Here is a 19665-nt window from a genome sequence, read left to right on the forward strand (position 1 = left end):
CGCCGGTCCACCCCACTTTCTGAACAATACGATGCAGATTCCCGCACCAGACCGGCTACTCGCCGTTCTTCCCTCGCACTTGCACGCCGACGCGCGCAGCCGCTACGCCGAACACGGCGCCACCTTGTACCGGCGCCTGGCGCAGCTTTACGGGGGGAGTGCCGGTTTCGATGCATGGTATGAGGACCTGCTCGCCTTGGCCGGCCAGCTCCTTGGTGCGCGTCCGGCGTCCCTGCTGGCGATCGACGCGCAGCGCGCCGCGCAGCCGGACTGGTTCGCCAGCGAGCATATGCTCGGGTACAGCGCCTACGTGGCGCAGTTCGGAAGCAGCTTCAAGGGCGTGGCCGAGCGCATCGGCCACCTGCAGGAAGCCGGCGTCAGCTACCTGCACCTGCTGCCTTTCCTGCGCCCGCGCGCCGGCGAGAACGACGGCGGGTTCGCCCTGGCCAGTTTCGATGACGTCGACGCTGCGCTGGGCACCAACGAGGATCTCGACGCGCTATGCACGGCGCTGCGCGAGGCCGGCATCAGCCTGTGCGCCGACCTGGTACTGAACCACGTGGCGGACGACCATCCGTGGGCCGTCGGTGCCGTCCAAGGCGATGCCCGGCTGCGCGAATTCTTCCACGTTTTTCCTGACCGCAGCATGCCAGACCGCTACGAGCCGACCCTGGGACAAGTGTTTCCCCAGGCCGCGCCTGGGAATTTCACCTATGTCGAGGCGCTGGACGGCTGGGTATGGACCACTTTCTACCCATTCCAGTGGGACTTGAACTACGCCAATCGCGCGGTGTTCGCCGAGGTGGCGGCAGCGCTGCTGCGCCTGGCCAACCGCGGCGTGGAAGCATTCCGGCTCGACTCCACCGCTTTCCTGTGGAAGCGTGAGGGAAGCAGCTGCATGAACCTGCCGGAGGCGCACGCCATCCTGCAGGCGCTGCGCGCGCTGGTCAGCATCGTCGCGCCCGGCGTGCTGCTCAAGGCCGAGGCGATCGTTCCCACCCGCGACCTGCCGGCCTACCTGGGCAGCGCCGACACCGCCGAATGCCATCTGGCCTACCACAGCACGCTGATGGCGGCCGGCTGGGCTGCGCTGGCCGAACAAGACACCTCGCTGCTGCGCGAGGTCATCGCCAACACGCCGCCCTTGCCGCCGGCAGCAAGCTGGGTCACCTATATCCGCTGCCACGATGATATCGGCTGGAAGATCCTCGCCGAGGAAGCACGCTCGCAGGAGCGCCTGGACGGCATCGCCGATTTCTTCCATGGCCGCCATGGCAGCTTCGCGCGCGGGGTGGCGTTCCAGTCGGGTCGGGCGACCAATGGCACTGCCGCGTCGCTGGCCGGTTTTGAGACGGCCTCTACCCCCGAGCAGGCGGCCGACTGCCTGCGCCGGCTGGTGCTGCTGCACGGCCTGGCGTTCTCATTCGGCGGCCTGCCCTTGCTCTATATGGGCGACGAGCTGGGCACGCTGAACGAGCATGGCTACCTGGCCGATCCAGGGCGCGCGCATGACACGCGCTGGGTGCAGCGGGCGGCGCTGGACCCGGCACGCCTGGCGCAGCGCCATGACGCGAACGGCGCTGCCGGCGCTGTGTTCGGCGCCTTGCGCACGCTGGCCGCGCGCCGCCAAAGCCAGCCCGACCTGGCTGCCGGACAGCCGCGCACCCTGTTGCACGCGGTCGATCCGGCGGTGCTGGCTCTGGCCCGCGGCGAGCGTTTCCTGAACCTGTCGAATTTTTCAGCCCGCAGCATCGAACTTGACCTGGCGGCAATTGGCGCCGGCCAGTGGGCGGTCGATGGCGGCCGCGTGGTGCTCGGTCCCTGGGCCATGCTGTGGCTCGAGCGCTAGCACGACTTTTGAAGGAGCACGACATGCAAACCGAGAGCACTGGCATCGCGGTCTTTGGCGAAGCGCTGGTCGATGATTTCCTTACCGAGCAAGTAGTCGGGGGAGCGCCGTTCAACGTGGCGCGCCACCTCGCCGCGTTTGGTATCGCGTCCCTGATGATCACGCGGATTGGCAGCGACAACAACGGCGCCATGGTGGCAGCCGAATTCGAGCGCTTCGGCATGCGTATCGACGGGCTGCAGATCGATCCGCAGGCGCCGACCGGGCGCGTGATCGTCGAGCGCAGCGCCGGCAATCACCGTTTCGAGATCCTGCCGCGGCAGGCCTACGACCTGATCGATGTGGACGCGGCGCTGGCCGCGATGGCGCGCTGCACGCCAGGCGTGATCTGTTTCGGCACGCTGGCACAGCGCGAAGCCACCTCGCGCGGGGCGCTCAGGGCGCTGCTGGCGGCCACGCCGGCGATGCGCTTCCTGGACCTGAATCTGCGCGAAGGGCAGGTGACCGAACGCTGCGTGTTCGAGTCGCTGCACGAGGCCGACGTCGTCAAGGTCAATGAACAGGAGCTGAGCGAACTGTTTCGTTGGTACACCGACACGCAGCCGCCGACGACGGACATGGCCGCCTCCGAAGTGCAGCTTGCCTGCTCGCGGCTGATGCAGGTGTTCGGAGTGCGCGGCCTGATCGTGACACTGGGACCGCGCGGCGTGGTCTATTTCGGCCCCGATGGGATCCGGCACGGCGCCAGCCCGCAGGCGGATACGGGCGCGCTGGTGGACACGGTGGGGGCGGGCGACGCCTTTTCGGCGATCTTCCTGCTGGGATCGACGCTTGCCTGGCCGCTGGCGACAACGCTGCAGCGCGCCAACGATTTTGCTGCGGCCATTTGTGCGCTTGCCGGCGCAGTACCCGCCGACATTGCGTTTTACGAGCAGTGGCATACTCGCTGGCTCGCTGACTGAACCTACAGAGGGAAACCGCGATGACGCATAAACCGCACTTGTCGTTCTGGCAGATCGTCAACATGAACGTTGGCTTCTTCGGCATCCAGTTCAGCTTCGGGCTGCAGCAAAGCAGCATGAGCCCGATCTACAAATACCTGGGCGCGGACGAGGCAACGCTGCCCTTGCTGTGGCTGGCAGGTCCGGTGACCGGCCTGGTCGTGCAACCGATCATCGGCGCGATGAGCGACCGTACCGTCACCCGCTGGGGCCGCAGGACCCCTTACTTCCTGATCGGCGCGATCCTGTGCAGCTTGGGGCTGCTGGCGATGCCGTTCAGCCCGACCCTGTGGATGGCGGCCAGCCTGCTGTGGATTCTCGATGCCGCCAATAACGTGACGATGGAGCCCTACCGGGCCTTCGTCAGCGACAAGCTGGCGCCGAAGCAGCACTCGCTCGGCTTCCTGACCCAGAGCGCATTCACCGGGCTGGGCCAGACGCTGGCTTACCTGACGCCGACATTGCTGGTGCTGTTAGGCATGAACAAGGACGCTACCAATTCCAGTAACATCCCGCATATCGTGATCGCGGCCTTCATGATCGGTGCTGTGTTTTCGATTTCCAGCGTGTTGTGGACCTTGAAGACCACCAAGGAGATACCGCTCGACGCAGACGAACTGGCCAGGCTGCGCGCAACGCGTCCGGGAGTGAAGGCAATCACTGCGGATATCGTGCTGGCCATCCGCGAGATGCCGCCGACCATGAAGCAGCTGGCTTTGGTCAAATTGTTCCAGTGGTACGCGATGTTCTGCTACTGGCAATACATCATGCTGTCGCTGGCAAGCACCGTCTTCGGAACCTCCAACCCGGCCAGCGCGGAGTTTCGCGACGCCGGCCTGCTCAACGGCCAGATCGGGGCATTCTATAATTTCGTCGCCTTCATCGCCGCCTTTGCACTGGTGCCGTTCACGCGCCGCTTCGGGCCAAAGGCCGTGCACAGCGTCTGCCTGGCGCTGGCGGGCGCCAGCATGCTGTATATCCCGATGATCCAGGCGCCAGGCCTGTTATTCGTGGCGATGATCGGAATCGGGCTGGCTTGGGCCAGCATCATGGGCAACCCCTACATCATGCTGGCCGGCTGCATTCCGCCGCGGCGCACAGGCGTGTATATGGGGATCTTCAATATGTTCATCGTGATTCCAATGATCATTCAGATCTTCACGCTGCCGCTGTACTACCACGCCTGGCTGGGAGGACGGCCCGAGAACGTGATCCGGCTCGCGGGGGCGCTGATGCTGTGCGCCGCTGCCGCAGTTTGCTTCGTCAGGATCAGGCACGCCGACACCGGCCAGGCGGCCAGCATGGATACCGCCGACGCGTCGTTGCCGCTGCGTCCGAGCGGTCACTGATTCAGGCATCCTGGGCATCCCGGCCCAAGCGGTCGAGCAAGCCGGGGCCGGGGCTTCAGGAGTCGCGGCGCCGCGCGGCAGCGGACTGGTGGCTTACTACGCTCGGTAGAGTATTCGGGAGACGTCCTTGGACAGTGGCGAATATGGGGAGTTTTTGGTCAGCCATCACACCTCGGACGAAGCGGCCATTCCATTTTCCATCACAGCTGCCGCAGTGGAAATTTGTCAAACACGCTGGAACCCGCGTAGAATGCGGCTGACGCGGGTGTAGCTCAATGGTAGAGCAGAAGCTTCCCAAGCTTACGACGAGGGTTCGATTCCCTTCACCCGCTCCAGGCGCCGCAGCACCGCGCCGCGCCATGTTCTGCTCAGACGACGTATCCTTGCATTTCCCCTTCAAAGCAAGGAGCGCGTCATATGTCTCCGATTTCTCCTTCACGCCGACGTCTGCTGGAATCGCTGATGGCCGCTATGGGCGGTCTGGCCCTGTCATCGGTTCGCGCAGCAACCCCACCCGTGTCCTTGCTCACCCGCCCGATCGCCTCGACCGGTGAACAACTCCCCGTCATTGGCCTTGGCAGCTGGATCACCTTCAATGTCGGCCGCGACCCGCAAGGCCGCCGCGAATCGGTCGACGTAATGCGCCAGTTCTTCGCCGGTGGCGGCAGGCTGGTCGACTCCTCACCCATGTACGGCTCGGCCCAGGATGTGATCGGCGAGGCCGTGCAAACTCTCAAACCCGCGCGGCTGTTTGCAGCCGACAAGGTCTGGGTCAGCGGCGGCGCGCGTGGCGTGGCGCAGGTCGAGGCGTCGCGCAAGTTGTGGCGCGTGCCGCGCTTCGATCTGCTGCAGGTGCATAACCTGCTGTCGTGGGAAGAGCATTTGCCAATCCTGCTGGCGATGAAGCGGGACGGGCGGCTGCGCTACGTTGGCATCACCACGTCCGAAGGCCGCCGCCACGCCGAGATCGAGAAAATCATGGCGTCGCAGCCGATCGACTTCGTGCAGATCTCGTACAACGCGCTCGATCGCGACGTCGAGCAGCGCATCCTGCCGCTGGCGCGCGAGCGCAGGATCGGCGTGATCGTCAACCGGCCATTTCGCCAGGGCGACCTGACGCAGGCGCTGGCCGGCAAGCCGTTGCCGGGGTGGGCGGCCGATATCGGCTGCACGACGTGGGCGCAGGCGCTGCTCAAGTTTATTGTTTCGCATCCGGCCGTCACGTGCGCGATTCCGGCCACGTCCAGCGTCGCGCATGTGCGCGAAAATCTGCTGGCCGGCACCGGTCGCATGCCGGACGAGGCGCTGCGCAAGCGCATCGCGCAGGATGTCGAAAGGCTGGCATGAGCGAGTGGTGGACGTATTCGCTGTCCGATTTTTTGATGTTTTCAAGCCGCAGCTACTACCGGCTTATCGAGAGCTACAACACCGCCATCTGGCCTGCGCATCTGCTGGCGCTGGTGGTGGGCGTCATCGTGATCGGCGCCATCGTGCGGCCACGCCAGCACCTTCAACGATCAGCGGCGCTGGTGCTGGCCGCCGCCTGGGGCTGGGTCGCCTGGGCGTATCATCTGGAGCGCTATGCCGAGATCAACACCGCAGCGCCGTATTTTGCTGCGGCGTTTGCCGTGCAGGCGCTGTTACTGTGCTGGCTCGCGTACAGGCCAGCTAACGTAGCTAACGCAGCGCCAGCACCGCAACCTCTAACACTCGGTCTTTCTGGCCTGGCCATCTGCGCCTATCCCTTGCTGGCACTAGCTCGTGACAACGGCACATGGCGCCAGGCAGAAGTCTTCGGCATCGTCCCCGATCCCACGGTCGCCGCCACCCTGGGCGTGCTGCTCGCATGGCGTGCCCCTGCAATCTTCTGGCTGATCCCGGTGAGCTGGTGCCTGGTCAGCGGCGCGACACTGATGGAGTTGAAGATCAACCATGCATGGCTGCTACCGGCGCTCGCATTGACAGCCGTACTTGCCCGAGTCATGCGCAGCAAAACACCGCACGACCTTAACTCGACAGCAAATCTCCGATCCTGAACGAGTCCGTCCCGGCCACTTTACAGACGTGCATCCCGCGCAGCAGATGCCGGTGCGCCGTGCAGGCAAACAGCAACCCCGGCCGGCTCGCCGCCACCGGCGTGACCTGCCCGCTGACCGGATTGACGATGTCCGCAATCGGCTCGCCCGCCTCGACCCGGTCCCCCAGCGTCTTGCGCAGCACGAGCACGCCCGCATGCGGCGCGGTCAGCGGTTCGACGGCGTCGAGCGGTGTCGGCGCGCAGGCGTAGGCGGGCATGTTGCCAACCGGGATGTCCAGCACGCCCTGGTGTGCCAGATAGCGCAGCAGCGCGTCGGCATCCTTGCGCGCGTAGTCGTAACTGACGTCGTTCTCGCCTCGCAGTTCGACGGTGACGGCCACGCAGGCCGGCGGAATCGCAGCATCCGGATAGTGACGCGCGAGGTCCCACCACAGGCGGCCGCACGCTTCGTCGAACGGCTCGCCGCCCGATTCGGTCGCCACCAGCAGCACGCGCGCTTCCATCAGCGCGGCCAGCGGCAGCACTGCCTCGACCAGCGGCGTGCCCGCGTACATGTGCAGCACCGCCTCGGTGTCGCAGTGCAGGTCGAGCATGATGTCGGCGTCGATCGCCATCGTGAGCAGCGTCTTCTTGAGCGCGGAGGTTGCATTGCCAGGCTCCCAGCTGGCCACCGAGCGCCGTGCATGCTCGCGGATCAGCGCGACGTTGGCGGCGGCGTCCTGCCCGAGCTGGCCATCGACTGCCGCCATCACATCCTGCGCCACGTGGCGGTAGGCGCGATTGAAGTTGGTGCCGGTCGCCAGGTCGTAGCGCCCGAACGGCGCGCCGTGAATCACCTGCGCCAGCCCGATCGGATTGGCCACCGGCACCAGGATCACCTCGCCCTTGATGCGGCCTTCGGCATCCAGCCGCTCGAGTTCCTGGCGCAGCACGTGCGCGACCAGCATGGCCGGCACTTCGTCCGCGTGCAGCGAGGCCTGGATATAGACCTTCTTGCCGCTGCCCGGCGCGCCGTAATGGAACGAGGTCAGGTTGACGGCGGCGATATGCTCGTCGGTGGCGATCGGGTGTTTCGTGGAATGCATGGACAGACTCCGGCAAGCTGGGTGAAGACGCGATTATGGCCGATCCGGACGGCGCAGCGCGTCGGCTATAATGACAGCCGCATTTTCCTCTTCACTTTCTTCGTCCCCACATCCCATGTCTCTTGATAAGCCCAACAATGGCCCGGCGCGGTCCATGCTGTACGATCCCACCGAACACCGCATCCGCAGTTTTGTCACGCGTGCGGGCCGGCTGTCGACCGCGCAGGCGCGGGCCTTCGATGAACTGGGCCCCAAGTTCCTGATCGGGTACAAGAAAGAACCGCTCGACGTCGCGCAGGCCTTCGGCCGCACCGCGCCGGTGATCCTGGAAATCGGCTTCGGCATGGGCGACACCACTGCACATATCGCCAAGCTGATGCCCGAGAAGGACTTCATCGGCGTCGAAGTACACACGCCTGGCGTCGGCAGCCTGCTCAAGCAGATCGGCGAGCAGGACATCGCCAACCTGCGCCTGATCCAGCACGACGTGTTCGAGGTGCTGAATCACATGATCGCCGATGGCTCGCTCGACGGCGTGCACGTGTTCTTCCCCGACCCATGGCACAAGGCGCGCCACAACAAGCGCCGCCTGATCCAGCCGGCATTCGTCAAGCTGCTGTGCCAGAAGCTGGCCCCTGGCGGCTACCTGCACCTGGCAACCGACTGGGAAGACTACGCGGTGCAGATGCTGGAAGTCTTGAGCGCCGAGCCCGAACTGACCAATACCGCCGACGGCTACGCGCCGCAGCCGGCTTACCGTCCGCTGACCAAGTTCGAGAACCGCGGCATCAAGCTCGGTCACGGCGTCTGGGATCTGGTCTTCACCCGCAAATAAGCCACATCGTCGCTCGTGCCTGTCTTCTCGTCGTTCGTCGCCCGTTGCTGTGCGCAGGCGCAGTAGTTTCCTAGACTGATCTCGTTGCTATACATTGACGAGAACGGAGGACACCATGTGGGCAGGGATCGCGAAGTGGTACCGGCAGTGGGAGCAGGAACAACTGGCAGTGCTGCAGGACCCGGCGCTGGCGCGCCAGGCGCCCTTTGGTTACCGCCGCTATGTCGCCTGCAAGCTGGCAGCGCTGCCGCTCCGCGAGCGCCAGGAGTTGTACCGGTTTTCCGTCTATTGGCGTGGACCCCGGGTATGGCTGGCACTAGCCTCGCTGTGCCTCGTGCTGTCCGTGCTCGGATTGCTGCTCCATCTGGCCTTCATGCCTGCCGCCCCATGGTGGAAGACGGTTGTTGCGGCCAATACGATCGGGCTGGCACTGTCGGCATCATTCGCGGGGGTCTGGTTCAACTACCGGAAGATCGCGCGCGCCAAGCTCAGGGCGCTGGCCTCAATGGTTGGCCTCGGAGCGATCGGTGGCCTGTTCGGGACCCTCATCGTTACGGTAAGCCGTGGCAAGCCATGGCAGGAACTGATCGATGATCTGCCACGCACGTTGATGCTGGTGACGGGTGCCGCAACGGTGCTGATCGCAGCACCGTCGATCGTGCTCGCTGTACTGCGCAACCGGCACTACGAAACTGCGAATGCCCAACTCCAGCGCGATGCCGAACAGGCGCGCCTGGCCCGCGAACTGAGCGAAACCCAGCTGCGCCTGTTGCGCGCCCAGATCGAACCGCACTTCCTGTTCAATACCCTCGGCGCCGTGCAGCAACTGGCACAAGAGAAAGCGCCGCGCGCCGCCGAACTCACGGCGCACCTGATCGATTTCCTGCGCGCCAGCATGAGCGACATGCGCTGCGAGCAGGTGAGCCTTGCCACCGAATTCGGTCTGGTCGAATCGTACCTGGCCGTGATGCAGATCCGGATGGGCGAGCGCCTGCGGTTCCGGATCGACCTCCCTACCAGCCTGGCCGCCACCCAGGTCCCCAGCATGCTGGTACTGACCCTGGCCGAGAACGCGATCAAGCACGGCATCGAGCCGTCGCTGCGCGGCGGCGCCATCACCGTCACCGCCCACGAAGACGCCGACCGGATCCGCATCGCGGTGCACGACAGCGGCGTGGGCATGAGCGACACGCCCGGCAACGGCACGGGCCTGGAGAATGTGCGCAGTCGTCTGCGCCTGGCCTATGGCGAGAGCGCCAGCCTGGTGCTGAGCGAAGCCGAACCGGGCCTGCTGGCCGAACTCTTCATCCCCCGCAAGGACGCGCAATGACAGTCACGATTCTGGTCGCCGAAGACGAACCGCTGATGCGCGAGCGCCTGCTCGGCATGCTGGCGCTGGCCTGGCCCGACGCGCAGGTGATCGCGGCGGTCGACAATGGCCTCGATGCCTGGGACGCCTATCTGGAGCACGCGCCGCGCGTGGTATTTCTGGATATCCGCATGCCCGGCCTGTCGGGCCTGGAAGTGGCCGAGCGTATCGGCCGTCAGGCGCACGTGGTGTTCGTCACCGCCTATGACCAGTACGCCGTCGATGCGTTCGACGCGGGCGCGGTCGATTATCTGCTCAAGCCCATCCAGCCGGGGCGCCTGGATAAAGCGCTGGCGCGGCTGCGCGAAAAACTCGACAGCCAGCCGATGGATGTGAGCGCAGTCGTCCGGCAGGTCAAGGCGGCGTCGCCCGCGCCAGCACGCGAAAAATTGAAATGGCTGAAAGCCAGCGTGGGCAAGCAGATCCGCCTGATCGACGTCGAGGAGGTGCTGTTCTTCCAGGCCGATACCAAGTACACGCGCGTGGTGCTGGAAGGGTCGGAGGCGCTGGTGCGCATCCCGCTGAAGGATTTATTGGGCGGACTCGATGCCGACCGTTTCTGGCAGATCCATCGCGGCACGGTCGTGAAGGTGACGGCGATCCGCGCCGCCGAGCGCATCGACGCCGAGCGCATGCAGGTGCTGCTGCGCGGCAGCAGCGAAGTGCTGCCCGTCAGCCGCAGTTTCACGCATCTGTTTCGCGAATAGCGTTACAGCATCTCGTTGATGATGGCGACGATCGCGTCGCCATACGACACGAGCTTTTTCTCGCCCACGCCGGTCACGCCACGCAGCTGGTCGATTGACGTTGGCTTGACCTTGGCGATCTCGCGCAGCGTCGCATCCTGGAACACGACGTAGGCCGGCACGCCGTGCTCGCGCGCGGTGCCCATGCGCCACGAGCGCAGGCGCTCGAAGATGCCTTGCTCGGAGCGCGACAGCTCCACTTCCTCGAACGTCGAGCGTGACGTGGAAGGGCGCTTGGCCTTGACCGGTTTCTGGTACTGACGCAGCTGCACCGTCTGCTCGCCCTTGAGCACCGGGCGCGCGGCGTCGGTGAGCTTGAGCGAACTGAAGGCGTCGTGGTCGACCGTGACGAGGCCCAGCGCAATGGCCTGACGCAGGATGGCGCGCCACTCCTGTTCGCTACGGTCGGCGCCCACGCCATACACGGTGAGCTTGTCGTGGTGCCACTGGGTGATGCGCTCGGTGGTCGCGCCGCGCAGCACGTCGATCACGTGGCCTCCAGCAAAGCGCTGGTCGACCCGGTAGATGGTGGACAGCAGTTTTTGCACCGGCACCGAGCCGTCGAAGCTCACCGGCGGGATCAGGCAGGTGTCGCAGTTGCCGCACGGGCCGGAGCGTTCGCCGAAGTAGTCGAGCAGGCGCATGCGCCGGCACGACAGGGTTTCGCACAGGCCCAGCATGGCGTCGAGCTTCATCGACAGCACGCGCTTGAACGTTTCGTCGGCCTCGGACTCGTCGATCATCCGGCGCTGCAGCACCACGTCTTGCAGGCCGTAGGCCATCCAGGCGCTGGCGGGGCCGCCGTCACGGCCGGCGCGGCCGGTCTCCTGATAATAGCCTTCGATGCTTTTTGGCAGATCGAGGTGGCACACGAAGCGTACATCGGGTTTGTCGATGCCCATGCCGAAGGCGATGGTGGCGACCATGACGATGTTTTCTTCGCGCAGGAAGCGCGCCTGGTTCTTGGCACGCACCGCGTATTCCATGCCGGCGTGGTAGGCCATGGCGCGGATGCCGTTTTCGTTGAGGAAGTCGGCGGTTTCTTCGACCTTCTTGCGCGACAGGCAGTAGACGATGCCCGAGTCGCCTGAATGCTCGCCGGCGATGAAGTCGAGCAGCTGCTTGCGGCCGTTGGCTTTCTCGACGATCGAGTAGCGGATGTTCGGGCGGTCGAACGACGAGACGAACTGGCGCGCTTCACCCAGTTGCAGGCGCAGCGCGATTTCGGCGCGGGTTTGCTGGTCGGCCGTCGCCGTGAGCGCGATGCGCGGCACGTTCGGGAAGCGCTCGTGCAAGATCGACAGGCGGATGTACTCGGGGCGGAAGTCGTGGCCCCATTGCGATACGCAGTGCGCTTCGTCGATCGCGAACAGCGAGATTTTGGATGCATCGAACAGCTCGAGGCAGCGCTGCGTCATCAGGCGCTCGGGCGCCACGTAGACCAGGTCGATTTCGCCGGTGCGCACGAGGCGCTCGATGCGCATCGCTTCTTCGAACGTCTGGGTCGAATTGAGGAACGCGGCGCGCACGCCGACTTCTTCGAGCGCATCGACCTGATCCTGCATCAGCGCGATGAGCGGCGAGATGACCACGCCGACGCCGTCGCGCAGCAGCGCGGGAATCTGATAGCACAGCGACTTGCCGCCGCCGGTGGGCATCAGGACCAGCGCGTCGCCGCCACTGGCCACGTGCTCGACGATTTCGCCCTGCTGGCCGCGGAAGGCGGGGTAGCCGAAGACGGTCTCGAGCACGTGAAGCGCACGTGCGCTGAGGTCGGCGCCCGTGTCGGCGCCGGTGTCTGAATTCATACGTTCAATGTCGGACAGAGTGTTCAAGCTGTGTGTTGGACCGGCTGATGCTGCAAGTTTAGTCCGCCCAGGTAAGCAGATCGAATTGGGCGGTCACGAGAATCAGGATACCGAATACGATACGGTACCAGGCGAAGATCGTGAAGTCGTGCGTACTGATGTAGCGCAGGAGCCAGCGCACGCACAGGAATGCGGAAATAAACGCTGAGAAAAAGCCCAGGCTAAACAGCGGCACATCGGCCATCGACAGCAGGTCGCGCTCCTTGGCGATCGAGTAGACCGTGGCGCCCAGCATCGTCGGCATGGCCAGGAAGAACGAGAATTCGGTGGCCGCCTTGCGCGACAGGCCGAACAGCATGCCGCCAATGATCGTCGAACCCGAACGGCTGGTGCCGGGGATCAGCGCGAAGGCTTGCGCGAAGCCGACCTTGAGCGCATCGAGCATGCTCATGTCGTCGACCGTCTCGACCCGCGCGGCCTTCGGATTCTGGCGGTTGCGGTGTTCGACCCACAGGATGACGATACCGCCGAGCACCAGAGCAACGGCCACGGGAATCGGGTGGAACAGCACTTCGGTAATGGCCGCGCTGAACAGCACGCCAGCAATCGCGGCAGGGAAGAATGCAATCACGACATTGCGCGCAAAGCGCTGCTGGACGGGATCGGCACCCAGTCCGGCGAACACCTTCGCGATGCGCGCACGGTATTCCCAGACCACGGCCAGCATGGCGCCGGCCTGGATGACAATCTTGAAAACAGTTGCCTTGGTACCCGTGAAATCGAGCAAGCTGCCCATCAGGATCAGGTGGCCGGTCGACGAAATCGGAAGGAATTCAGTGAAACCCTCGACCAGGCCCATGATGATTGCCTTAATGGCTAGAACGATATCCATGGTGTTTTTGTGCTGTGGAAGTGAACTGTGGGAGGTACATGCGAGGGGGCAAAGCTTACCATGAGCGCGGGGGCTGCCGTTGGGCTAACTGAACCGTACGAGCTGCCGCGGATGGCATCGGGGCTGTTTTAATCTCGCTGTAAAGATGTGTCATGCGTAAAAACGCGTGCTACACTCAAAGCCATGAGTCTTTTTCTTGTCCTCATTCTTGCTGCGCTGGCCTGGGTAGCATTTCATGATTGGCAGTTGCCCAACGCCCTGCGTTACCGGCCTTTCCAGGGCCGGGCGTGGCGTAGTTCTTTCCCTTCCGCATCCCGCAAGGACATCCGCGATTTCCTCGCCGTGTGTGGCTCGGCCTGCGCCTTTGGCGCTTGCGACCGGTTGCATTTGCGCCCTGACGACCCGGTACTCAATGTCGTGCGCGCCGCCAGGCCAACGCGCTGGATGCCCGACGCCACCGACATCGAACCGCTGGCACGCGCAGTGCGCGAACGCTATGGTGTCTTGCTGAGCGACATCTGGCACGACGGCCTGACGCTCGGCGGGTTGTTCCAGCGCGTGCAACAGGCCCGCGGCAAGCCAGCGGTCTAAGTCACCGCGTTTACACGGACTCCGGCGCCGTCAGCCGTTCCAGTTCACTCAACCAGATCATCGCCTGCGCGCGGGTATCGCCACACATCTCGTGTGACGGTTGCAGCCCGCCGCAAAAGGCCGGCCGCTCGGGTTGCCCGAAGATGCGGCAGCGCTCGTCCTCTCCCAATTGCACGCAACGTACGCCTGCCGGCTTGCCATTGGGCATGCCGGGGATCGGACTGGTGATCGACGGGGCGGTGCAGCAGGCGCCGCATTGCGGCCGGCACTGGAAGGGGGCGGGAGTGGACAGCATGGCGTTTGAAAAGTAGCAGACCGCGAGTATACAACGGACCGCGACGCCAGCATCAGATGATGCATTGACTACTTATTGTGGCTAAATATAATATATTTTTAGTTACGCAGCGGTCGCTTGACGGCAGCAACATGACGGGTCTATATTGGTTGTTCCTTAGATAATTTCTGAGTGGGAAAATGGACTGCCAAACAGACAGCAAGCCACGTTGGGAACGTCGCAAGGAAGCGCGGCCGCAAGAGCTGCTCTCGGCTGCCGTCGAGCTGTTCGTCGAGCGCGGCTTTGCCTCCACCCGCCTGGAAGACGTGGCCAAGCGCGCCGGTGTCTCCAAGGGCACCTTGTATCTGTATTACACCAACAAGGAAGATCTGTTCAAGGCCGTCGTACGCCAGAGTATCGTGCCGATGCTGGGGCAGGCCGAAATCTCGGTCGCTGAATTTGAAGGCCATAGCGCCGACCTGCTGCGCAGCGTGATCCTGTCGTGGTGGCATCGGGTGGGTGCGACCAAGGCGTCCGGCATTAGCAAGCTGATCTTTGCTGAAGCCGATAATTTCCCTGAACTGGCGCGCTTTTACCAGACAGAAGTCATGAGCCGCGGCATGCGCATGATCTCCAGCATGCTCGAGCGCGGCGTGCAGCGCGGCGAGTTTCGCGCGATCGATATTCCCCAGACCACCCAGGTTTTGATCGCGCCGATGCTGATGCTGTCCACCTGGAAACACACCATCGCCCCGTGCGAGCGCTGCGACCTGCATCCCGAAGCCTTCCTCGACGCCTTCCTCGACATCACCCTCAATGGCCTCGTGCCGGCTGGCCAACCGGCCCGCTGAACGCCCGTTCACGCCAGGGACGGTTTTCTGGCGTTCATCCCCTCCAAACTGCAGACTGTCGCAATTTTCCTCTGGGGAAGGCGTGCGTCGATAAGATGTGCCTCGAGATACCTATTCAGGTAGGTTCCAGCACCGTTCACGGATTAGAATATCGGATTGTTTATTTTTCCACCGAGAACTGAAATGAATATCGAACAAGCCCGCTTCAATATGATCGAACAGCAGATCCGTCCTTGGAATGTGCTGGACCAGGACATCCTCGACCTGCTGCACGTGGTCAAGCGTGAACAATTCGTGCCACAGGCCTACCAGAACCTGGCATTTGCCGATACCGAAATCCCGCTGCCGGGCGGTGAAGCCATGCTCAATCCGAAGGTCGAAGCGCGCATGGCGCAAGAGGCTGGCGTCAAGCAGGGCGACAACGTGCTGCAGATCGGCACCGGTTCGGGCTACCTGGCAGCGCTGCTGGCAAGCAAGGCGCGTCACGTGACGAGCGTTGAAATCCTGCCGGAAACCGCCGCCCAGGCCAAGCAGAACCTCGACGCTGCCGGCATCACCAATGTGGCGGTCGAAGTGGGCAATGGCGCGCAGGGCTGGGCGACCGGCACCGATTACGACGTGATCGTCGTGTCGGGCGCACTGCCGCTGCTGCCGGAGTCGCTGATCAAGCAACTGAAAATCGGTGGCCGCATGATCGCGATCGTCGGCACTGCGCCGGCCATGACGTGCCAGCGGATCACCCGCACCTCGGCCACCGCGCATGAGGCGGTCACCGTGTTCGAAACCGTCGCCAAGCCGCTGACGGGCGCAACGAAGCCGTCCGGTTTCACGTTCTGAGGACGCTGTGATGCAACAGATTACTGCTCCCGAACTGGCCGCCTTGCTGGCCGATCCGGCGCGCGAGCAGCCGCTGCTGCTCGACGTGCGCGAAAACTGGGAATTCGAGACGTGCCGCATCGCCGGCTCGACCCAGATTCCGATGAACCTGATTCCGGTGCGCGTGACCGAGATCGACGACGACCGCGAGGTCGTCTGCATTTGCCACCACGGGGCGCGCAGCATGCAGGTTGCTGCCTTCCTTGAGCGCAATGGTTTTGACAATGTAACCAACTTGACGGGCGGGATACACGCCTGGGCTGTGCAAGTCGATCCGTCGATGCCGACGTATTGACCTGATTCCAAAAACTTGATGACCCCTGTGGAGATAGCAATGCAGAAACCCCTTATCGCCGTGCTGCTTGCGAGCGCGTGCTTCTCGCTCAACGCCGGTGCTGCCGACCTGATCCAGGTGTATCAGCAAGCACTGGCCAATGACGCGACGTACGCGAGTGCGCGTGCTTCGCTGTCGGCGAGCCGCGAGCGCATCATCCAGGGGCGTGCAGGGCTACTCCCGACCGTTGGCATCAGCGGTGCACTGAGCAAGAACGACAGTGACTTCGACCCATGGAATGTGGGTCAGCTCGGCACCTTGCCGAACGGCCAGCCGGGCATCGTCGGCAGCAGTGGCTCGAATCTGCGCACCAACGAATACACGCTGGCGTTGCAGCAGCCGCTGTATCGCTGGGATCGCTGGGAAACGTACCAGCAGAGCAAGCTGCAGCAAGCCATTGGCGAAGCCCAGTTTGCCCAGGCCCAGCAAGACCTGATCACGCGCGTGGCGCAAGCCTACTTCGACGTGCTGGCAGCACAGGACAAGCTGGAATCAACCCGCGCCCAGAAGGAAGCAACCACGGAGCAATTGGCATCGGCCAAGCGCAATTTTGAAGTCGGCACCCAGACCATCACCGACACGCACGAGGCGCAAGCCGCGTACGACCTGGTGCTGGCGCAGGAATTCGCCGCCGTCAACGACCTGGACAACAAGCGCAATGCGCTGCAAGCCATCATCGGCACTGCGCCGGGCAACCTGGCGGCCCTGAAGCCCGGCACGACGCTGGCCGTGCCGCAGCCGGCCACGGTTGATCCATGGGTGTCGTCGGCCGAGAACCAGAACTATGGCGTGACGGTCAGCCAGCTCCAAGTGGAAATCGCCACGCGCGACATCTCGCGCAACCGCGCCGGCCACATGCCGACGCTCGACCTCGTGGCCAGCTCGACGCGCCGCGACGTCAACGGCCGCACGGGCAATTCGGGCGACACCAAGAACAATGCGATCGGCCTGCAATGGAGCGTGCCGATCTTCAGCGGCTATGCCGTCACCAGCCGCGTGCGCGAATCGATCGCACTGGAAGACCGCGCCCGCAACGAGCTCGAAGCAACGCGCCGCAATGCAGCGCTGCAGGCGCGCCAGTCGTTCCTGGGCGTGAACAGCGGCCTGGCGCAAGTGAAAGCACTGGAAGCGGCGGAAGTGTCGAGCCAGTCGGCGCTCGAATCGAACAAGCTCGGTTACCAGGTGGGCGTGCGAATCAATATCGACGTGCTCAATGCGCAGCGCCAGCTGTACCAGACCCGCACCGACCTGTCGCGTGCGCGCTATGACGTGATCGTCAATGGCTTGCGCCTGAAAGCGGCGGCAGGTTCGCTGCGCGAGACCGACCTGACGCCAGTGAACAGTTTGCTGGTAGAGTAATTTCTGCTGCATCACGCAAGCCCGGTCGACCATGCAAGTGGCGACCGGGTTTTTTGTTTTACAGCGCCCGCGCCTTGCGCCACTGAATCAGTTCAGCAATCGTCAGGATCGGAAAGTCGCGTTCCGCGGCGAACTGCTCGATCTGCTCGCCGCGCATCATCGTGCCATCGGGGTTCATCAATTCGCACAGCACGGCTGCCGGCTGCAGACCGGCCAGCCGGGCCAGATCGACCGAACCTTCGGTGTGCCCGGCGCGGGCCAGCACGCCGCCTGGCGTGGCGCGCAGCGGGAATACATGGCCCGGGCGCACGACGTCGTCCGGCCGGGCGTCATGCGCGATGGCGGCCCGGATCGTGGTCACGCGGTCGGCGGCCGAGACACCGGTAGTCACGCCATGACGCGCCTCGATCGACACCGTGAACGGCGTGCCGAAGCGGCTGCCGTTGTCCGGCGCCATCGGCGGCAGTTCAAGTGCGCGCACCTTGTCGTCAGGCAGGCACAGGCAGACGATGCCGCTGCATTCGCGGATCATCAGGGCCATGGTGTCACTGGTGATGTGTTCGGCGGCGACGATCAGGTCGGCCTCGTTCTCGCGATCGAAATCGTCGAGCAGGATGACCGGAATGCCGGCGCGCATGGCGTCCAGCGCCGCGGCGATGCGGCCTTCCAGGTCGTGGCTGAAAAGGGTATGGGTAGAAACCAGCATGTGAAACGCTCCTCGCAAAGTGGGCGAAAAACGCATCAGGGCAAAGCGCAGCCGCGCGCCCGTCTGCCCCACGCAAGGCAGGGCAGGCCGGGCGCGTGAACGCGCACATCTTCTTTCATCCGGACTATACCGTCGGCTCTGGCATCGCACCAGATCTGCTGACCCTGCCCGGCATGATGCCGGGCAGGCGCTCGCGGGCTCGACCGTTGCCGGTCATACCGCCGGTGGGGAATTGCACCCCGCCCCGAAGACGTAATGTTGTGTGCCTGCAGGATGCAGGCGCGGCGATTGTAGCAGCGCCGCGCGATCGCTGCAGGCGGCAGGCTTACTTGCTCAGGCCGCCACCGCTGGCGTTGTCGGCGCGTTCGATCAGCTCGACCTTGTAGCCATCCGGATCGGTAATGAACGCGATGACGGTGCTGCCGCCCTTGACCGGGCCTGGCTCGCGCGAGATGTTGCCGCCGGCCGCACGCACCTGATCGCACGTGGCGTAGATGTCAGCGGTGGAGATGGCGATGTGGCCGTAGGCCGTGCCCATGTCGTAGCTGTCGGTGCCCCAGTTATAGGTCAGCTCGAGTTCGGCGTGATCGGGATTGCTGCCGTAGCCGAGGAAGGCCAGGCTGTATTTGTACTCGGCGTTCTCGCTCGTGCGCAGCAGTTTCATGCCCAGCACGGTGGTGTAGAAGTCGATGGAGCGTTGCAGGTCGCCGACCCTCAACATGGTATGCAGGATGCGCATCGTGTGTGCCTTATGTGGTTCGGAAAGACCGTCATTTTATGCCTTTGACGGTTTCCTTGCCGGACAGGGCCCGATGCGCATCCAGTCCCGCTATCAGCTCTCGAGCTTGGCGTCGAGCGTGATGGTGGCGTTCAGCAGCTTCGACACCGGGCAGTTTTCCTTTGCCGTGGTCGCTGCCTTGTCGAAGGCTTCCTGGCTCGCGCCCGGGATCTTCGCGCGCAGTTCCAGGTGAATTGCCGTGATCGAGAAGCCGCCTTCGACTTTTTCCATCGACACGGTGGCCTTGGTGCGCAGTTCGTCGGCGGTCAGGCCGGCCTGGCCGAGCTGGCCCGACAGTGCCATCGTGAAGCAGCCCGCGTGCGCCGCACCGATCAGTTCTTCGGGGTTGGTGCCTGGTGCATCTTCAAAGCGGGTGTTGAAGCCATATGGCTGGTCCTTCAGTGCGCCGCTACCGGTCGACACCTGGCCCTTGCCATCCTTGATGCCACCACTCCATACTGCGCTGCCGTCGCGTTTGATTGTCATGTTTTATTTCCTTTCGTTGGTGTTGTCAGTATCGTCGTCTTCGCTTGCCTCGGGTGCCGGTTCGGCCTCGTGGTCGCGCATGTCGCGATGGCGGTCCGGCAGCGGGGTGGCCTGGCCACTCGCGCCGGGTGCGGCGTTGACCGCCTCGGAAATGCCCGGCGTGCCGCGTGCTTCGGTATCGATCAGGCCTTGTTCGAGGTCGCTTGCTGCCTGCTTCATGATGCCGCGTGGCTCGGTATCCTGGCCATCCGGCGTTTCATCGCGTTCGTGCGGCTGGCGTTTGACGCCATCGTTGCCCATCGGTTCGTCCGTATTCACGGCGCGGTCTTTTGCGTTGGTCGCCATCGCGATCTCCTTTTGTATTTTCGTCATCCTCATCCTAACTGCCCACGCCCAAAACGGTCGCTCAATTGAACTTTGTAAATATGATGCTTTTTT

At 64.0% G+C, this 19665-nt stretch carries 21 protein-coding genes, 1 tRNA gene and 1 riboswitch; of the genes, 14 read left to right on the plus strand and 8 right to left on the minus strand.

Annotation, left to right across the window (positions count from 1 at the left end; genetic code table 11):
• Positions 1-31: 31 nt before the first annotated feature.
• The 6 genes from IFU00_00555 to IFU00_00580 all read left to right on the plus strand — a co-directional run bounded on the left by IFU00_00555 (position 32) and on the right by IFU00_00580 (position 6235).
• Entirely contained in the window at positions 32-1849 is a 1818-nt protein-coding gene (locus IFU00_00555) for an amylosucrase (protein ID MBD8540766.1), read from the plus strand.
• A gap of 23 nt (positions 1850-1872) precedes the next feature.
• A complete protein-coding gene (locus IFU00_00560; protein MBD8540767.1) occupies positions 1873-2811 on the plus strand; it encodes a fructokinase in 939 nt (312 codons plus the stop codon).
• A gap of 20 nt (positions 2812-2831) precedes the next feature.
• Positions 2832-4199: an MFS transporter gene (locus tag IFU00_00565; protein ID MBD8540768.1), complete on the plus strand. Its 1368-nt coding sequence runs from the start codon at positions 2832-2834 to the stop codon at positions 4197-4199.
• Positions 4200-4460: 261 nt separating this feature from the next.
• Positions 4461-4534, plus strand: a tRNA-Gly gene (locus tag IFU00_00570).
• A gap of 82 nt (positions 4535-4616) precedes the next feature.
• On the plus strand, positions 4617-5546 hold the full coding sequence (locus tag IFU00_00575; GenBank protein ID MBD8540769.1) for an aldo/keto reductase: 930 nt from the start codon (positions 4617-4619) through the stop codon (positions 5544-5546).
• A complete protein-coding gene (locus tag IFU00_00580) occupies positions 5543-6235 on the plus strand; it encodes a hypothetical protein (protein ID MBD8540770.1) in 693 nt (230 codons plus the stop codon). Before IFU00_00575 ends, IFU00_00580 begins: the two co-directional genes overlap by 4 nt.
• On the opposite strand, the gene IFU00_00585 is transcribed toward IFU00_00580, so the two are convergent.
• Complete coding sequence (locus IFU00_00585; protein MBD8540771.1) at positions 6207-7322, minus strand: succinylglutamate desuccinylase/aspartoacylase family protein; 1116 nt, start codon at positions 7320-7322, stop codon at positions 6207-6209. The two genes, IFU00_00580 and IFU00_00585, sit on opposite strands and share 29 nt — an antisense overlap.
• Before the next feature lie 154 nt (positions 7323-7476).
• On the opposite strand from IFU00_00585, the gene trmB reads away from it, so the two are divergent.
• The 3 genes from trmB to IFU00_00600 all read left to right on the plus strand — a co-directional run bounded on the left by trmB (position 7477) and on the right by IFU00_00600 (position 10233).
• Positions 7477-8157: a tRNA (guanosine(46)-N7)-methyltransferase TrmB gene (gene trmB, locus IFU00_00590; protein ID MBD8540772.1), complete on the plus strand. Its 681-nt coding sequence runs from the start codon at positions 7477-7479 to the stop codon at positions 8155-8157.
• A gap of 115 nt (positions 8158-8272) precedes the next feature.
• A complete protein-coding gene (locus IFU00_00595) occupies positions 8273-9487 on the plus strand; it encodes a histidine kinase (protein MBD8540773.1) in 1215 nt (404 codons plus the stop codon).
• Complete coding sequence (locus tag IFU00_00600; protein MBD8540774.1) at positions 9484-10233, plus strand: response regulator transcription factor; 750 nt, start codon at positions 9484-9486, stop codon at positions 10231-10233. The genes IFU00_00595 and IFU00_00600 overlap by 4 nt, the downstream gene beginning before the upstream one ends.
• Before the next feature lie 2 nt (positions 10234-10235).
• Here IFU00_00600 and recQ read toward each other — a convergent pair whose 3' ends face one another.
• A complete protein-coding gene (gene recQ, locus IFU00_00605; GenBank protein ID MBD8540775.1) occupies positions 10236-12080 on the minus strand; it encodes a DNA helicase RecQ in 1845 nt (614 codons plus the stop codon).
• A gap of 58 nt (positions 12081-12138) precedes the next feature.
• Positions 12139-12972 (minus strand): undecaprenyl-diphosphate phosphatase, encoded by an 834-nt coding sequence (locus tag IFU00_00610; GenBank protein ID MBD8540776.1) that lies wholly within the window; start codon positions 12970-12972, stop codon positions 12139-12141.
• A 183-nt stretch (positions 12973-13155) separates the two neighbouring features.
• On the opposite strand from IFU00_00610, the gene IFU00_00615 reads away from it, so the two are divergent.
• The gene (locus IFU00_00615; protein ID MBD8540777.1) at positions 13156-13563 is read left to right on the plus strand and encodes a hypothetical protein; all 408 of its coding nucleotides are present in this window, start codon (positions 13156-13158) and stop codon (positions 13561-13563) included.
• A 10-nt stretch (positions 13564-13573) separates the two neighbouring features.
• Here IFU00_00615 and IFU00_00620 read toward each other — a convergent pair whose 3' ends face one another.
• Entirely contained in the window at positions 13574-13858 is a 285-nt protein-coding gene (locus IFU00_00620; protein MBD8540778.1) for a YkgJ family cysteine cluster protein, read from the minus strand.
• A 179-nt stretch (positions 13859-14037) separates the two neighbouring features.
• On the opposite strand from IFU00_00620, the gene IFU00_00625 reads away from it, so the two are divergent.
• From IFU00_00625 to IFU00_00640, 4 genes are all read left to right on the plus strand, one after another.
• The gene (locus tag IFU00_00625; GenBank protein ID MBD8540779.1) at positions 14038-14688 is read left to right on the plus strand and encodes a TetR/AcrR family transcriptional regulator; all 651 of its coding nucleotides are present in this window, start codon (positions 14038-14040) and stop codon (positions 14686-14688) included.
• Positions 14689-14871: 183 nt separating this feature from the next.
• Positions 14872-15525: a protein-L-isoaspartate O-methyltransferase gene (locus IFU00_00630; protein MBD8540780.1), complete on the plus strand. Its 654-nt coding sequence runs from the start codon at positions 14872-14874 to the stop codon at positions 15523-15525.
• A 10-nt stretch (positions 15526-15535) separates the two neighbouring features.
• Positions 15536-15859, plus strand: a complete 324-nt coding sequence (locus IFU00_00635) for a sulfurtransferase (protein ID MBD8540781.1) — start codon at positions 15536-15538, stop codon at positions 15857-15859.
• 39 nt (positions 15860-15898) lie between these two features.
• Positions 15899-17257, plus strand: coding sequence for a TolC family outer membrane protein (locus IFU00_00640; GenBank protein ID MBD8540782.1), 1359 nt, complete (start codon positions 15899-15901; stop codon positions 17255-17257).
• 58 nt (positions 17258-17315) lie between these two features.
• Here IFU00_00640 and ribB read toward each other — a convergent pair whose 3' ends face one another.
• From ribB to IFU00_00660, 4 genes are all read right to left on the minus strand, one after another.
• Positions 17316-17963: a 3,4-dihydroxy-2-butanone-4-phosphate synthase gene (gene ribB / locus IFU00_00645; protein ID MBD8540783.1), complete on the minus strand. Its 648-nt coding sequence runs from the start codon at positions 17961-17963 to the stop codon at positions 17316-17318.
• Positions 17964-18066: 103 nt separating this feature from the next.
• Positions 18067-18219, minus strand: a riboswitch (FMN riboswitch).
• A gap of 69 nt (positions 18220-18288) precedes the next feature.
• Positions 18289-18702 (minus strand): lactoylglutathione lyase, encoded by a 414-nt coding sequence (gloA, locus tag IFU00_00650; GenBank protein ID MBD8540784.1) that lies wholly within the window; start codon positions 18700-18702, stop codon positions 18289-18291.
• 93 nt (positions 18703-18795) lie between these two features.
• A complete protein-coding gene (locus tag IFU00_00655; protein ID MBD8540785.1) occupies positions 18796-19227 on the minus strand; it encodes an OsmC family protein in 432 nt (143 codons plus the stop codon).
• A gap of 3 nt (positions 19228-19230) precedes the next feature.
• A complete protein-coding gene (locus tag IFU00_00660) occupies positions 19231-19572 on the minus strand; it encodes a hypothetical protein (GenBank protein MBD8540786.1) in 342 nt (113 codons plus the stop codon).
• Between the last annotated feature and the right edge of the window lie 93 nt (positions 19573-19665).

Source organism: Oxalobacteraceae sp. CFBP 8761, assembly GCA_014841595.1.
GTDB lineage: Bacteria > Pseudomonadota > Gammaproteobacteria > Burkholderiales > Burkholderiaceae_D > Telluria.